The sequence below is a fragment of the Acinetobacter nematophilus genome (assembly GCF_026344175.1).
Taxonomy (GTDB): Bacteria; Pseudomonadota; Gammaproteobacteria; order Pseudomonadales; family Moraxellaceae; genus Acinetobacter; species Acinetobacter nematophilus.
Genome location: NZ_JAPKMY010000008.1, coordinates 1 through 15,072 on the forward strand (window position 1 = coordinate 1; position 15,072 = coordinate 15,072).

Annotated in this window: 13 protein-coding genes and 3 pseudogenes; 10 read left to right on the forward strand and 6 right to left on the reverse strand. The window is 36.3% G+C overall.

From position 1 onward, the window contains the following. The 4 genes and pseudogenes from OSH00_RS14260 to OSH00_RS14275 form a co-directional block, all read left to right on the forward strand. Window positions 1–1,507 (forward strand): YadA-like family protein (locus OSH00_RS14260; RefSeq protein WP_266130973.1); only part of this gene is annotated, 1,507 nt, incomplete at its 5' end. 104 nt (window positions 1,508–1,611) lie between these two features. Next, window positions 1,612–2,445: an OmpA family protein gene (locus OSH00_RS14265; RefSeq protein ID WP_266130974.1), complete on the forward strand. Its 834-nt coding sequence runs from the start codon at window positions 1,612–1,614 to the stop codon at window positions 2,443–2,445. Between the two features lie 198 nt (window positions 2,446–2,643). Continuing rightward, window positions 2,644–3,222: a hypothetical protein gene (locus OSH00_RS14270; RefSeq protein ID WP_266130975.1), complete on the forward strand. Its 579-nt coding sequence runs from the start codon at window positions 2,644–2,646 to the stop codon at window positions 3,220–3,222. A gap of 199 nt (window positions 3,223–3,421) precedes the next feature. Continuing rightward, window positions 3,422–4,376, forward strand: a pseudogene (locus tag OSH00_RS14275) (IS5 family transposase). Window positions 4,377–4,445: 69 nt separating this feature from the next. Here the strand turns inward: OSH00_RS14275 and OSH00_RS14280 are convergent. From OSH00_RS14280 to OSH00_RS14305, 6 genes and pseudogenes are all read right to left on the reverse strand, one after another. After that, a pseudogene (locus OSH00_RS14280) lies at window positions 4,446–5,362 on the reverse strand (IS3 family transposase); the annotation flags it as partial. 214 nt (window positions 5,363–5,576) lie between these two features. Continuing rightward, window positions 5,577–6,917, reverse strand: a complete 1,341-nt coding sequence (locus OSH00_RS14285) for a PepSY-associated TM helix domain-containing protein (protein WP_266130976.1) — start codon at window positions 6,915–6,917, stop codon at window positions 5,577–5,579. Between the two features lie 198 nt (window positions 6,918–7,115). Continuing rightward, a complete protein-coding gene (locus tag OSH00_RS14290; protein ID WP_266130977.1) occupies window positions 7,116–9,206 on the reverse strand; it encodes a TonB-dependent siderophore receptor in 2,091 nt (696 codons plus the stop codon). Between the two features lie 383 nt (window positions 9,207–9,589). Further along, complete coding sequence (locus OSH00_RS14295) at window positions 9,590–9,994, reverse strand: hypothetical protein (RefSeq protein WP_266130978.1); 405 nt, start codon at window positions 9,992–9,994, stop codon at window positions 9,590–9,592. A gap of 33 nt (window positions 9,995–10,027) precedes the next feature. Next, window positions 10,028–10,195 (reverse strand): annotated as a pseudogene (locus tag OSH00_RS14300) (TetR family transcriptional regulator); the annotation flags it as partial. Between the two features lie 131 nt (window positions 10,196–10,326). Continuing rightward, a complete protein-coding gene (locus OSH00_RS14305; protein ID WP_266130979.1) occupies window positions 10,327–10,932 on the reverse strand; it encodes an HvfX family Cu-binding RiPP maturation protein in 606 nt (201 codons plus the stop codon). Between the two features lie 158 nt (window positions 10,933–11,090). Between OSH00_RS14305 and OSH00_RS14310 the strand changes: the two genes are divergently transcribed. The 6 genes from OSH00_RS14310 to OSH00_RS14335 all read left to right on the forward strand — a co-directional run bounded on the left by OSH00_RS14310 (window position 11,091) and on the right by OSH00_RS14335 (window position 14,751). Further along, the gene (locus OSH00_RS14310) at window positions 11,091–11,399 is read left to right on the forward strand and encodes an HvfA family oxazolone/thioamide-modified RiPP metallophore (RefSeq protein WP_100885835.1); all 309 of its coding nucleotides are present in this window, start codon (window positions 11,091–11,093) and stop codon (window positions 11,397–11,399) included. A gap of 70 nt (window positions 11,400–11,469) precedes the next feature. Then, on the forward strand, window positions 11,470–12,333 hold the full coding sequence (locus OSH00_RS14315) for an HvfB family MNIO-type RiPP peptide maturase (protein ID WP_266130980.1): 864 nt from the start codon (window positions 11,470–11,472) through the stop codon (window positions 12,331–12,333). Further along, window positions 12,284–13,042: an HvfC family RiPP maturation protein gene (locus OSH00_RS14320; protein WP_266130981.1), complete on the forward strand. Its 759-nt coding sequence runs from the start codon at window positions 12,284–12,286 to the stop codon at window positions 13,040–13,042. Before OSH00_RS14315 ends, OSH00_RS14320 begins: the two co-directional genes overlap by 50 nt. After that, window positions 13,039–13,659 (forward strand): RNA polymerase factor sigma-70, encoded by a 621-nt coding sequence (locus OSH00_RS14325; RefSeq protein WP_266130982.1) that lies wholly within the window; start codon window positions 13,039–13,041, stop codon window positions 13,657–13,659. The genes OSH00_RS14320 and OSH00_RS14325 overlap by 4 nt, the downstream gene beginning before the upstream one ends. Then, window positions 13,653–13,838: a zf-HC2 domain-containing protein gene (locus tag OSH00_RS14330; protein ID WP_266130983.1), complete on the forward strand. Its 186-nt coding sequence runs from the start codon at window positions 13,653–13,655 to the stop codon at window positions 13,836–13,838. Before OSH00_RS14325 ends, OSH00_RS14330 begins: the two co-directional genes overlap by 7 nt. 165 nt (window positions 13,839–14,003) lie before the next feature. Continuing rightward, a protein-coding gene (locus OSH00_RS14335; protein WP_266130984.1) for an IS5 family transposase occupies window positions 14,004–14,751 on the forward strand; the annotation gives its coding sequence in 2 pieces (ribosomal slippage) (window positions 14,004–14,690 and window positions 14,692–14,751; 747 coding nt in all). Window positions 14,752–15,072: the final 321 nt, after the last annotated feature.

The following is a 15,072-nucleotide window of genomic DNA, read 5'->3' on the forward strand; positions in this document are numbered from 1 at the left end:
ACAAGGTAAAAATATTCAGGTCAGTTCAACAACTGGGGCGGATGGTCAAACAATTTATACTGTTGCTACAGCTGATGATGTCGATTTCAATAAAGTAACCGTTGGAGATACCACGATTACATCAAATGGATTAGTCATTGCAAATGGACCAAGCATTACCAAAAATGGAATCAGTGCAGGAGACCAAAAAATCACTGATGTTGCTGAAGGTGTGATTAGTGCAGACTCTAAAGATGCGGTTAATGGCAGTCAGCTTAATAGTTTAGGTAGCAATGTGACCCAACTGTTTGGCGGTAATGCACTTTATGTGAATAACCAGATTAGTTGGAGCAATATTGGTGGTACTGGTCAGAATAACATTGATGATGCAATTAAATATGTCAATGATCAGGCAGCAAATGCAAACCAAGGTTGGAAAATCACAACAGATTCTGGATCAAATGCGACAAGTACTGTTAAACCAAGCGATACAGTAAATATTAATGGCGATAAAGCTAGCGGAGTTACCGTTACCAATACAGGTAATAATATTACAGTGGGTTTAAGTGACCAAATTCAAGTTGGCTCAGGAAATAATGCTGTATCGATTGATGGTAGTGCGGGAATAATCCAAGTTGGTGATGTTCAAATTGATGGATCAAAAGGAACAATCACTGCAGGTCAAGTTTCAGTAAATGGTGATGCTGGTACCGTAAACGGTTTATCGAACACCACATGGGATCCAAATAATATTGTTTCTGGTCAAGCTGCAACAGAAGATCAATTAAAGCAAGTTGCACAAAATGCAACACAGGCTGCAACTGCAGCGAAATCAACAGTCACTGCAGGTGACAATATCACTGTATCCTCCAGTAAGAATGCAGATGGTAGTACGAACTATCAAGTTGCAACTCAAAAAGATGTGACTTTTGATACGGTTAAATCAGGTTCAGTGACCAGCGATAAAGTAACAGTTGGAAATGTTGTTATTGATCAAGCAGGTATTAATGCTGGAGGAAATAAAGTAACCAATGTTACAAATGGTACCATTAGTTCAACGTCAACAGATGCTATAAACGGCTCACAATTACATGCGAGTAATACGAACATATACAACTATTTAGGTGGTGGTGCTAATTATGAGACCAATACTGGTCCAACCTATAACGTTGGTGGAGGCTCGTACAATAATGTGGGTGATGCACTTAACTCATTGGATCAAAGTGTGACCAATGTGAGTAATCGACTTGAACAAGCCTTTTATACAACAAACAAACGCATCGATGATGTAGAAAATCGTGCCAATGCAGGTAATGCACAAGCATTAGCTACAGCAGGTTTACCACAGGCTTATATCCCAGGGAAAAGCATGATGGCAATCAGTGGCGGTACATTCCGAGGTGAGAGTGGCTATGCGATTGGTATGTCATCAATATCAGATAATGGTCGATGGGTTTTCAAAATAAGTGGAAGCGGTAACTCTCGTGGCGATTTTGGTGGAACAGTCGGCACAGGAATTCAATGGTAACTTTTTAACAAAAGGTCAGATACTTTTGAGGATTTAAAAGTATCTGACACTACACCAAATTGAATTCAACTTACCTAAAACAGAATTGATGCGAGATTTTAATCATGAAAAAATTAATGATATTGGGTTTATTTGCGGGACTAATGGGTGGATGTACCACTGGAACAATCATTACTCAAGAAGGTACAACAGAGCAACCTAAATGGCACAACGCAGAAAAGGTAACCTTTAATAAAGATTTAGGGACCTTTCCAAATTTACAAAGTTTAAATCAGATCAGAGACGGGATGACTAAAGATCAGTTATATGAATTGATTGGACGCCCTCAATATGATGATGGTTGGAGACCTCGTGAATGGAACTATTTATTTCATTTTACAACCCCTGGTCAAGGTGAAAATAATATAACAACGTGCCAATTTAAGGTTCTATTTGATCAAAATATGTATGCACGTAGTTTTTACTGGAATCCAATCAATCCTGAAAATGCTGTATGTCCCCCGAATTTGACACCTCCTGTTAAAGAACCGATTGAGGACAAAGTAACAACACAGCGTTATACCTTAGGTGCAGATGCATTATTTAAATTTGATAAAAGTGATATCCAAAATTTGAATCCAAAAGGACGAGTGGATTTAGATAGTTTGATCACGGAGTTGGGGAAATTTAAAGTACTCAATTCAATCAGAATCACAGGCTATACTGATCGATTAGGATCACCTTCCTATAATCAAAAGCTTTCTCAAGACCGTGCTGAAAGCATCAAACAGTATTTAGTTAATCGAGGAGTAAATCCCAATATCGTGACTTCACAAGGACGAGGATCTGCACAATCTGTTACTGAGTGTGAAAACAATTTATCGAGAACAGAACTCATTAATTGTTTAGCGCCTAACCGTCGAGTAGTCATTGATGTAGATGGTTATATTGAACAGTAATGAAATAACAAAAATTTAGAAATTATTATCAAATGCTGATTTGATAGATTTTTGATTAAAAATAATCCGATGCTCAATACAGTATCTATTTTTATTCAAATTCTTCTAAATAAAGATTAAGAAAATTGATGAGCCAACTTTTTTAGAAAAGTTGGTGCATTCATTTTTTAAATTTAGATAAAAGTAAGAGAAATACTGATGTCAAAAAAGACAATCATATGTTTGTGGTGGATAAAAGATAGTAATTTTAAAATTATTATTGAAGGATTAAGTCTTAGATTAAAAATTGGTGTGTTAAAAATATTAATTTTGATTGCAATAAAATCAAGTGGTAATAATGAAAGTATACTCATTTCGTTAAAAGAGGTTTCATTAGAAGAAGAAGTGATGATTGCTGCATTGTTCTGGTTGTCAAAAATCAAAATAATTAAATTTGATGGAGAATTGGATCTAATGAATGTAGATAAATATTTAATATTTTATTCAGACCAAGAAAAATACTTAAGAGAAACATATGAAGACTGCTGGGTAGAACTTCCAATACAAAATATTTTGAATTTAATTAAGAGTACATCAAGTAATGAGCAGTTAACTTATGATGCAATAAGTAATTACTTAATGATGACTAAAGGATATAAAATAGATAATTTTAAATTAAAGAAAATTTTTTATGATGAGGAGTATTTGAAAGGTAATTACATAGGTACTTGGAGAGAGTTATTAGTAAAATATGAGTTAGTTGAATTTTTAGATGTAGATTATGTGAAAATTTATTAAAATTTCTCATACTTTGAATACATATTTAGTGCTAGCTTTCATTTTACTTTCAATGGTGTTAAGTTTATTTTGTTAATTTGTTTAATGATTAATTTTAGAGAAAATTAACCTATAATTCTGAATGTTGTGTAGTTTATTTAAAAACGGCTTTGTTGCACAAACCTATCTCTAAAGGCTTATTGAGCAATATAATTCTTAGATGAATAAACCTGCCCCAAAAACCTAACGTACAACCAATTGGTCTTCCTGTAATCGAGCTTTCATTAACCGAGGTAATATTTCCATTTGGTTTAATCCAAAAATAGAGTGGTATGCTCAACTAGAATGCAAGCAAGGTCGAAATCAAACCTACTCCAATACAGCTATTTAATGCTGCTTAATCATCAAATCTCTATTTCACCTTTCTTTAGTTATGGTCAGAGGCTTTGTTCATAGCCTCATTAGATTCAGTGGGTTAGATTATATAGCCCCAGATTATTTTAGCTTCTGTAGAAGACAAAAGCATATTGATATTACGATTAGCTATCCAAAAAGTAGCGATAGGTCACATCTACTCGTGGATTCCACTGGTTTGAAGTTTTTAGGTCAGGGGGAGTGGAAACGTGAGAAACAACAGCCTGAATTACGTCGTTAATGGCGTAAACTGTATATCGATATAAATGCTAAAAAACCTGCAAATAAGTGCTGTTCAGATATGGATGAACAATGTCAGTGATTCGCAAGTACTTTTAGATTTACTTGATTAAACTCCACCAGATAAGCGAATTGACTCTGTTTCTAATGACACTACATGCTGCCGACAAATCATTTTAGATCGAGATGCACATGTGGTCATTTCACCAACGAAAAATGCGAAACTTTGGAAAGATCAAATGCTGAGGTCTATGCAGAGAAATGAACTACTAAAAACAGTCAACCGTCTGGGAAGATGTCTTCTGGAAAAAGGAGCACTTCCATGTGCTGAATGTTCGGCATTTTGTGAAGGCTGTAATGGTATGAAGGTAGATTTAAAAAATTATTCAGATCAGACTTTTTGGTTAGAGCGGACAAGTAATATTGATCATAATAAACATGAGCTGTATGCAGGAAATTTTAGTTTCTTAGATAATGAGAAAGTAAAAATCCAATTACAAAGTGTGAAAGAGCGAAATTAGCTAATTTTAGGTCATGGGGTAATACTCCCATTTTAAATTGATTTTATAAGTAGAAAGGCAAAGTCCTTATCATTGTTTAAATTTAGGTGGTTTACCATCAACTGACATATGTGGTCGTTCATGATTATAAAAATGTTGCCATATCGTTGTATAGTCTTTAACTTCTTCAAGCTCTCGAAATAAAAATTGATTCAAACATTCATATCTAACCGTCCTGTTGAAGCGTTCGACATAAGCATTCTGTTGTGGATGACCTGGTTGGGTAAATACATGCTCAATTCCATGTTGAGTACACCATGCTTCCATCAAATCACTAACATATTCGGGTCCATTATCATTACGGATACGCTTTGGCTTACCTCGCCATGTAATTAATTGATCCAATCCCCTCAGTACTCGTTGAGCTGGCAAAGAAAAATCAATCAATATATCCAATGCCTCACGGTTATAATCATCAATAACATTGTGAATTCGGTAACTACGACCATCACTCAGTTGGTCATGCATAAAGTCCATTGACCACGATTCATTTGGTGCTGATGGAACTGTAAACGGTTCAGGCTTTATTCGCTGAATGCGTTTGTTGGGTTTAATTCCTAGGTTAAGCTCAAGCTCCTTATAAATTCGATAAACACGTTTATGGTTCCATGAGTAGCCTTTGACATTACGTAGGTACAAGAAGCAAAGCTGAAAGCCCCAAGTCTTATTCTCGTTGGTGAGCTTCAGTAGCCAGTCTGCAATCATCTTATTTTGCTCATCTAATTGAGCTTTATAACGATAACAGGTTTGACTAAGTTGAAAGATGAAGCAAGCTTTACTCACTGAAATCTTAAATTGTTCAACGGCTCGCTGAGCAAGAGATTTACGTTGTGCAGGCTTTATAACTTCTTTGACAGTGCATCCTGAAGAATATCTGCTTTAAGGCGTTCGTCAGCATACATACGTTTCAGACGAGCATTTTCAGCCTCTAATTCTTTAAGTCGTGTATCATTGAAATATCCATCATAAAAAATCTCCTTGAACAGGATTATTCGATTTTCTACTTTTAATTTCAATTATTTTGAGGGGGGGATTACCATGGTTATTTTGAAGTTTTAGAGACTAAGACGGGTTCACCTTATCAGTTCTTTGAAGATTTCCAACTCGATAAAATTGCCTAATAAAGTGGCTAGGCACTATTTTTAGTGCCTAGCCAACCAATTATAACAATCTGGATTGATACTGTTTAAGCATGATGAAAGCAATAGCCACGGCTATGCTGATTGCTAAGGTAGGCAAACAAATTAGAAGGATAACCAGAGACAGAAGAAGAAGAAATCTCTGTTTTATATTACCATTTCGCCAAAGTTGTAAGCTCTGCTTTACGAAATTGGATGTTGTCTGTTTTAAATTAAATGTACGGCCCCACAGCCAAAAAGCCAAAAGAATCAGAAAGCATAGAGCAAGTGCATAGATCATTAAGATCAATTGATTGACCCAACCAAATAAAACACCAATATGCGCATCAACACCCCAGCGTGTGAGTTTTGCTGCGATTGGAAAATCTTTAAAGTGTAAATGATCAATAACCTTATTATTTCTAAGATCAATAGCGATACTATCTGCTTCTGTAGGCCAACGACGACGTATTTCAGAAACTGTCCATGTTGTATTCATCGTTGTCGGTGGTTTTATTTGAAGTTCAGCACCGCGAATACCATTTTGTCTGGCAACCTGTAGCACTTGATCAAAATCTTCTGCTTTTATAAGCGGCTGATGGCCCATTTGACCCATATCGGTATGATGACGTGCATGACTATCAATCGAATGAGTAGCCGAAAGAGAGCTAACGAGAACTGGTGTTTGCCAACTCAAGGCTTGGCGAAGTATGCGGATATTTTCACCTGTCCATTTAGACCAAGTTAGTCCTGTAATCGCAACAATGAGTAATAATGGAAGCAAGACTATTCCAATTGAGCTATGCCATTTTAAAACTTTATTTCGGACGGTCTTGCTCTGATAAAATTGTTTTCTACGTTTATACCAATGATAAAGTCCTGACAGACTGAGAATTGCTAACCAACTTGCTGCAAGCTCACTATAGAATCTTCCAACGTCACCCAGTAGTAAATTGCTATGGAGTTGATCGATTAGCGTTCTTAAGGGAAGTACACCGCTCGTACCATAAACAGGTAGTTGCCCCATAACCTTTAATGTATACGGATTCACAAAAACTGCTTGGTTATTCAGTTTATTTTCTGGATCTGAATAAATAACCCGAGTGGTTTGATCCGATGCTGGTGCTGGACGTAGCTCAGTAATTCTTGCTGATTCTGCCATCTTTGACTGAGCTGCAAGAACTTGCAGACTCAGTTGTTGTTGAGGGCGAGTTTCACTGTGTATATACAACTGCTCCTTATAAAGATATTGCTCTAATTGCGGAGTGCTGACATACAGAAAACCCGTAAATGCGGCAATAAAAATAAATGGCGCAACAAATATTCCTGCATAAATATGGACTAAGCGGAATAGATTTTGCCAATAAGAGGGTTGTTGGGGCATGGCAATCAGAAGTTAATTATGAGCTATTGGGGGGATGAAATTATAACTGTCTAGACCATATAGCGCGACAGGGTAATGTTAATGCGTATTAAAAGCTTGGCGGTTATATTCGATGCTGACAATATGTTTACACTTTTATAAGTTTAATGGTTAAGGCTATATCAGCTTAGCTAGCCTTAACCCATTCATTCAAATATTTTAAAATTTCCATTGCACTGCCAATGATGCATTCAACGGTTCACCAGGCTGTATCCACATTTCACTATAACTCGCCGTGTAATAAGTTTTGTCGAGAAGGTTATGTAGGTTGAACTGATAACGTATTTGTTCACTTGGCACATAGTAAGCATTTAAATTAATTAATATATATTCAGGAAGATTGAATCCGTTATCGGTGCTATGACCGCTACGTTTCCCAATATAAACAGCTGTTGCCCCAACGCCTACATTTGAGTTGTTTGATAACGTCCATTCATAGTTTGTACTAATTGAACCCCTATGTTTGGGAACGTTACTTAAGCGGGAACCTTTAGCAAGCGTTTGATCCTTCTCAATTTGAGCATCTGTGTAACTATAGTTGGCACGGAGCGATAACTGGTCATTCAGTTGTGTTTCGACATCTAGCTCTATCCCTTGGCTAGAGACTTCTCCCGCCGTTATCTGGAAGTTGTTATCTATTGGGTCTGTTGTGAGCACATTTTCCTTATCCATTTTAAATAATGCAATACTGATCAGACTTTGTGGGTTGAGTTGGTATTTACTGCCAATCTCATAACTTTGACCTTTTTCTGGGTCAAAGGTTTGATTATTACGATCCATCCCACTATTAATTGCAAATGATTGGCCATAATTGGCATAGACTGACCATGCATCATTCAAACGATAGTTCAAACCAAAACGTGGACTAGTTTGTTGTAAGTCTTTTTGATTTGAGGTCGTGGCAATCTTATTCACAAATTCTTGTGTGACATGATCAAAGCGTAGACCAAGTAAAACACTCCATTGATCATTTAAAAATATCTGATCTTGGATATTGAAGGCGAAGTATTTTTGTCGATCCTCAGTGTCAATAAATAGGGGAAGGTTTGGTAAATATTTTCCATAGGTAGGTTGGTAAATATCAATGATGTTGGTGCTATCTGAACTGTGATTACGGCGTAGTTGCAATTGGCGATATTTCATTTGTCCTGTTTCAGCACTTAACAATATTTCATGTTTTGCCCAGTCTTGCTGGATCGTGCCTAACATTTCTGTTTGGAATAACACATCATCACTTTTATTATCCCGATAACGTCGCTGCCGCTCTAAAGTACGACCATCGCTTTGTATACGACGAGGTTCACTTGAAAAACCTTTTAACAAACTATCTTTCACACTTACAGCACTTTTGACCTTCCAATCGTCATTTAACTCATGCGTGAGTCGAATTTGATAAAAATTATCAGTTTGTAAATGATTTCCATCATTTGTTTCACCTGTATAGGTTTTTGGATTCATCACAATTTGTTTCTGATAAGCACTAATACCACGATCAAATAATCCTTCTACGCGAGTGAATTCTGTGTCTAAGTCCAATTGAGTTCGATCGGATAACTTCCAGCTTAATTGCGGAGAAAAAAACCAGCGTGAATTACTCACATAGTCCCGAAAACTCTTATTATCTTCATGTGCAATAGCAAAACGATATGCTAATTGGTCGTTAATAGGAGCGGTATGCTCAAAGCTAGTACGATATTTTTCTAGACTATTCGCTCGTAAATTGATTTCACTAGATGATTCCCATGCTGGCTTTTTAGTATTGATATTGAGTAAACCACCTGTTTCTCCACGTCCATATAGTGCAGCCATTGGACCTTTTAGAAACTCTAGAGATTCAATATTGACCATATCCCGAGACGCACTGAGACCACGATTTACACTTAATCCATTACGAATAATTTGCGGCCCGATATTCGGGTCAGTACTAAATCCACGGAATGAGAAATTATCCCAGAAGCCGCCACCATAATTGGTTTGGCTAAATACGCCACTCACTTGATTTAATGCATCATCTATACGTTGCACATCTTGCTGTTTTAAAACCTCCTGAGAAAGAAAGCTACGACTGGAAGGGGTATCAAGTACATTATGGGTAAATTTAGTTGATGCAGATGTTGTTAAGATATTTTGATCTGTTTTTTGTGCTTGTATGACAATTGTGGGCAGGGAACTCGTTGGATCAGATGTTTGTGCCCAGACTAAGTTTGAGAGTAAGGAACATGAAGAAATTAGATAAAATTTGGAAAGCATAGTAAGAACACACAAAGCAAGTGTAATGTTATATTATTACAATAAATTTGATTTTGCATTTTATTTCTTAAATATTTCAGAAGATTGGAGGTACTTCCTTATTCTAAGCACTCCCAATCACATATTTTTAAAAGAGCGAAAATTCACTTTCAATTAAAAATACTTAAGTAAGGTGATAAGCTTGGTTCTATGTTTAAATTCAGAAAATTTAACAATAAGTGGATAGAGTAATTCACTGAATACGATAGCAATAGCTCAAAGCGTCCAAATGCCTTCTACACCGTAATATTTGCCGTAATTTTTACCAAAAATATAGAAAGTAATAATGATGTAATTTTACTAGTCATACTTTACAATTAATTCATCAATAATTTTGATATTATTTATATATTTTGTTTATAGATGATCGAGAATTTTATAAAGTCAACTAAATCATCTTCAATATTTAACAGATCATCAAATTTATTTTGACAGATATAACGAAAAATAATTTCATAAGCTCCGCCAATCGCCGCGTCATAAAATAAATCAGGAACAGCTACCCACAATTCAGGTTGTTTGATCTTTATAGCACTATGAATTAATTTAAGTCTTTGTCCTAATTCTGAAAAAAATAAATTGCGTTGCTCTAAACATCGACTCCCAGCTTTAGGGAATTCAATTGCCCATGCCTTAGTGAAGTCCTGTTCACTAACACACAGTTGTAAATAGGCACGTAAAGCAGACCTGATCCATTGATCGCCGTTGCTCCCCTGAGCTTTGATATCCGTAAGCACTTGTTCATACAAGGCTTTTCGACCTAAATCATCAGCGGCGAGAAAACAATCTTCTTTATTTTCAAATATTTCATAAAATGCCTGTTTAGATACTCGTGCTGTTTTAACAATGTCAGCAATCGTTGTGGTAGCAAACCCCTTTTCAGCGAATACACTAATTGCTGCTTTAACTAAACGTCGACGTTGATTTTCACGTGTTTCTTCAGTTAACAGGCTGGTACGACCTCTTGGTAAGCCTGCAGCTTGAGTATATCTTTCTGATTTTGGTTTAAAGCGTAATCCAAGTTGCTTTAATAGTTACTAGTGAGAGATATAAGGGAATAAACTTTATTCCCTCATTCATTTCATTTTAAGAAAAAATGCTTCACCCAGTAATCAAAACTTAGATAGCGCCCACCGCCCAGCACAATTAATGCTAATAGCATGACTAAATAAGTTACAGCAAATTCAATACCATTATTTAATATGACAAATGATCCACTTGAGGTTAACCAATCATAATTTCCATGCGTCTCTAAGATTTGACGCGCCTTTTCTAACTTTTCAGTTGAAGCTAGGACTTGAGCACTAGCAAATGGAGCATTGGGATCAGCTATTGCTTGCCATCCATTTGGTAAATGTACCGTAACAATGGCAACAAGCATGGTGATAATGAGTGGAATGCTAATTAACCGGGTCAAGAAACCAAAGGCTAATAGAATTGCTCCAATAATTTCAGCAGAAGTCGCAATGGTTGCTAACAGCATCGGGAATGGTAAACCTAAGCCCCAATCTGTATTACCAAACCATTCCACGGTTTGTTGAAAATGCGCAAGTTTGTTTGTACCTGCCATCCAGAATATAGGGACTAAATAAAGTCTTAATGTAAGTGCTGCGATACCATCACCATGTTTTATGAGACTACAAAATATTTGGTATTTTTTTGATAAAGCATAAATAAAATTGTTCACGATAATTTCACACCGACTGCGATTGAATAGTAATTAGTCGGGTGATAACTGTGTTTCTTACACAATTTTTAATTTGGACTGTAATAAATGGCAGTTTAAGTCGTCTAACTATATGTACCTGAGTACAACACGGTAAATTATCTTAAAGGAATAGAACAATGAACAAACTCAACTCAATCACATCAGTCGCAGCACTGCTAGCTTTATCTGTTGCTGGTGTAACTCAAGTATCAGCAGCCCCAACAACGCATTCGACAGAAACCCATGCGAAGAAAGCCAGTGATGCAAAATGTGGTGAAGCCAAGTGTGGATCGAACAAAATGACGAAATCACAAAAAGCAGCTGAAGCAAAATGTGGTGCTGATAAAAAGGCAGCAGATGGTAAATGTGGTGCAACGAAGAAAGCAACGGATGCGAAATGTGGTGCTGATAAAAAAGTTGCTGATGGCAAGTGTGGTAGTAAATAGTCAATCAGTTAAAGAATGATGTCGCTATCAATCACATAGACGGCATCATTTCCAAAGTTGGAGTATCACCATGGTTAATTTGGCTGGTGTAGGGCTTGGGCTAAGAAGGGATTTTATTGATGAGTTTTTAAGTGCTAAAAAAGTGCCAGACTTTATTGAAATCGCGCCTGAAAATTGGATAGGTTTTGGTGGTCGGCATGCAAAGTTATTAGCTCGGTGTGTGGAAAAAGCACCTTTAATCTGTCATGGGCTGTCTTTATCCATTGGTGGGCCACATCCACTCAATTTAGAGTTTATTCAAAAAATTAAAGGGTTTTTAGAAGATTATCATATCCCGATTTATTCCGAGCATTTAAGTTATACCCATGATCGTGGCTACTTATACGACTTGATGCCAATTCCAATGACTGAGGCGGCAGTTAAATATGTAGCCGAACGTATTTTACGTGTCCAAGATATTTTAGGTAAAAGGCTGGTGATCGAAAATGTCTCAACCTATTTGATGCCAAATGCTGAAATGAGTGAGGCCGATTTTGTATCTGAAGTGCTTCAGCAGGCAGACTGCGAGTTATTACTCGATGTGAATAACGTCTATGTAAACAGTATAAACCACGGCAGTGATGGGTATGCCTTTATTCGAGCAATGCCAAAAGAGCGGATTCGTTATATACATATTGCTGGGCATGAACAAGTTGAACAAAATCTATTGATTGATACGCATGGTGCTGAAGTATGCGATTCTGTCTGGCAATTATTACAATATACTTATCAAGTATGTGGTGTAAAACCAACATTACTTGAGCGTGATTTTAATATTCCATCATGGCAAGAGTTACAAGATGAAATGACGAGAATTAAAACAATTCAGCAGCAGGAGGGCGGTGATGAAAACAGAGCAAATATCTTTCCAAGCTACACAGCAGCAGTTTTGTAATTGGATTCGCTTTCCTCAATCTGAGTTACCAAAAGCTTTCCCTGCGGAACGAATGCAGATTTATCGAGATTTACTTTTTAATAATGTTTGTTCTTTTATTGACTTGGTCTATCCCATTACTCGTGCAATATTACCTGCGATAGAGTGGCAAAAGTTATTAACTGAGTTTTTCCAACAAGCGCAATGTGAATCACCGTTTTATAATGATATTTCCCTACAATTTAGAGAGTATCTGACAGATTGTCAGCATCCCAGCTTACACGAATACTCCTGGTTAGCTGAGCTATTACATTTTGAATGGCTTGAACTCTATTTAGATACAGTTCAAATTGAAAAAAAACTCCTTACTCAGCAGAGTGAATGGCAGTTAAATACTCAAGTCTGGGTGCTCGTTTATCAATATCCAGTCTATCAATGGTCATCAAGCACGATGATTGCTGAAGTTGAGCCTATGCCTAGTGTTATATTGGTTTGGCGAAATGATCAAGATAATATCTGCGTAGAAAGCTTATCTGTTTTATTCGCTGTGGTGATTGAACAACTCAATCAACAAGAGTTAGTTGAACAAGATATTAGAAGTTTAATAAAAGCGACGTTTCCTGATTTTTCTAGCGTTCAGATTCAAACCCAGATCGATGAGTTAAAAGTACTATTAATTCGATTGAAATTGTTAGATCTACCCCATACAAATGATGAGGAAAATGGATGAGCGTAGAGCCTGAAAATGCGAATCAAGAAATATTACAACAACTACAAAATCCAGCTTTTGTAATAGAGTTACGACAACAAATGCTGAAATTCGCAATTCTACAACTGTCATCATTACAGCAGGCTGAAGATGCTGTTCAAGAAGCATTAATGAGCGCATTTCAACATATTGATTCTTTTACTGGCCGAGCAGCTTTTAAAACGTGGGTTTTTGCAATTTTAAAAAACAAGATTTTTGATTTAATTCGGCAAAAATCTCGTTTAATGACGATGAGTGAATTGTTTAATGATGAGGACAGTGAACAAAGTATAGATGCATTATTTGATGCTTCTGGGCATTGGAATAAATATGAAGCACCTCAAGTATGGCCCAGTCCAGAAGAAATATTGGAGCAACAAGATTTTTGGATTATTTTTGATGCCTGTTTGAATCATTTACCAGCCAAATATGCACAAGTTTTCATGCTTAGAGAAATGATTGAACTAAGTTCAGATGAAATTTGTGAAAAGCTAGGACTGACTGTGACTAATTTAAATGTGCTCATGTATAGAAGTCGGACAAGATTACGCGAATGTTTAGAAAACAAATGGTTATTGAAGGATGATTGCTCATGTTAACCTGTCGCCAAGCCACCCAGCTATTATCTGAAAGATTAGATCGAACACTTCAATTTCGAGAGCAGGGCAATTTACAAATTCATTTATTGCTTTGCCGTTCATGCCGCCGCTATGGAAAACAAGTTAAAACACTCAGTTACCTTTCCAAAGAGTTTAAAAATTTTGATGAGGGTAAGTAGTTTGTGTCTGCTGTTTCCAAAAACAAAGTCCTCAGGCCAAGTTGATGTGAGCAATGTAAAAGAACTATTAATTAGATTTTTTTTATATAGGGTGTGTTGACACTTTTAGATTAAAAATAGCGAAGTAGTAAAATTAAATCGCCAAACCCAATTCTACTATTCGCTATGCCTCGTAACATGTTAACAGATCAACCCTGGCAAAAGTTGAAAGCTATTTTGCGTAATTTATCCATTCATCTCAACTCAAATTTAAGAAATTTTATTGAAGCGATTCTTTATAGGATAAGAACTGGATGTCCTTGGCGTGACATACCCACTTGCTTTGGACAACCGAACTCTATTTTTAAACGTTTTAATCGCTGGTCAATTAGTGGTAAGTTACTCACTATATTCAAATTATTATCACTGAATACCGATATGGAATGGCTATTCATCGATGGTTCCCATATTCGTGCTCATCAACATTCTGCGGGTATAGCTGATCAGGCAATCTCTAAAAGTGCAGGAGGAAACTCCTCCAAAATACATTTAGTAGTAGATTCAAATGGGAATCCTATTGATTTCATTATTACTGATGGAACCATACATGATATTAAGGTCGCACCTGATTTAATTTCAAAACTCGATTTAAATGAGGCAGAGATTGTATGTGCAGATAAAGGCTACGATTCAGAGCCATTAAGACAGCAGATTAGAGCAACTGGAACAAAAGCGAATATACCTAAAAAATCCAATAGCCAATCAAACAATGACCATATGGATTGGTATTTATATAAAATCAGGCACTTAGTAGGAAATATGTTTTGTAGGTTAAAGCAATTTAGAGGGATAGCCACTCGATACGACAAGTTAAAAACGGAACTATGAAAGTTCTGTTGCATTAGCTTGTATATTTTTATGGCTCCCCTTGTAGGTTAAATTATGAAACCTAAATGTCAATAGACCCTAGTGTTTTAGCAAAAATACTCTGTAGAGTAATCATACAAGTGTTTGTTACACAGGCCAAACTTTACTGGAGAGAATGGACTAGATAACAGTACCGTTGATTTCACGCTACATGCAAATCACAATAGAGTAGTTAATTGCTCATAAAGAATTTGTACTCACACTTAGAATTTAAAGATATGCATGTAGTCCGATTAACTCTTTTACAGTTAGAGTTTTTAACCCATAAAAAAATGTACAAAAAGCTAATGGGGCAAAATTGGGTAAATTTGATTTGTATAAAAATAAA

Excerpts from the sequence above, each read along its gene's own strand:
- OSH00_RS14265 (WP_266130974.1), top strand. The coding sequence starts at position 1,612 with ATGAAAAAATTAATGATATTGGGTTTATTTGCGGGACTAATGGGTGGA.
- OSH00_RS14270 (WP_266130975.1), top strand. The coding sequence starts at position 2,644 with ATGTCAAAAAAGACAATCATATGTTTGTGGTGGATAAAAGATAGTAAT.
- OSH00_RS14285 (WP_266130976.1), bottom strand. The coding sequence starts at position 6,917 with ATGCCCCAACAACCCTCTTATTGGCAAAATCTATTCCGCTTAGTCCAT.
- OSH00_RS14290 (WP_266130977.1), bottom strand. The coding sequence starts at position 9,206 with ATGCTTTCCAAATTTTATCTAATTTCTTCATGTTCCTTACTCTCAAAC.
- OSH00_RS14310 (WP_100885835.1), top strand. The coding sequence starts at position 11,091 with ATGAACAAACTCAACTCAATCACATCAGTCGCAGCACTGCTAGCTTTA.
- OSH00_RS14315 (WP_266130980.1), top strand. The coding sequence starts at position 11,470 with ATGGTTAATTTGGCTGGTGTAGGGCTTGGGCTAAGAAGGGATTTTATT.
- OSH00_RS14320 (WP_266130981.1), top strand. The coding sequence starts at position 12,284 with ATGAAAACAGAGCAAATATCTTTCCAAGCTACACAGCAGCAGTTTTGT.
- OSH00_RS14325 (WP_266130982.1), top strand. The coding sequence starts at position 13,039 with ATGAGCGTAGAGCCTGAAAATGCGAATCAAGAAATATTACAACAACTA.
- OSH00_RS14330 (WP_266130983.1), top strand. The coding sequence starts at position 13,653 with ATGTTAACCTGTCGCCAAGCCACCCAGCTATTATCTGAAAGATTAGAT.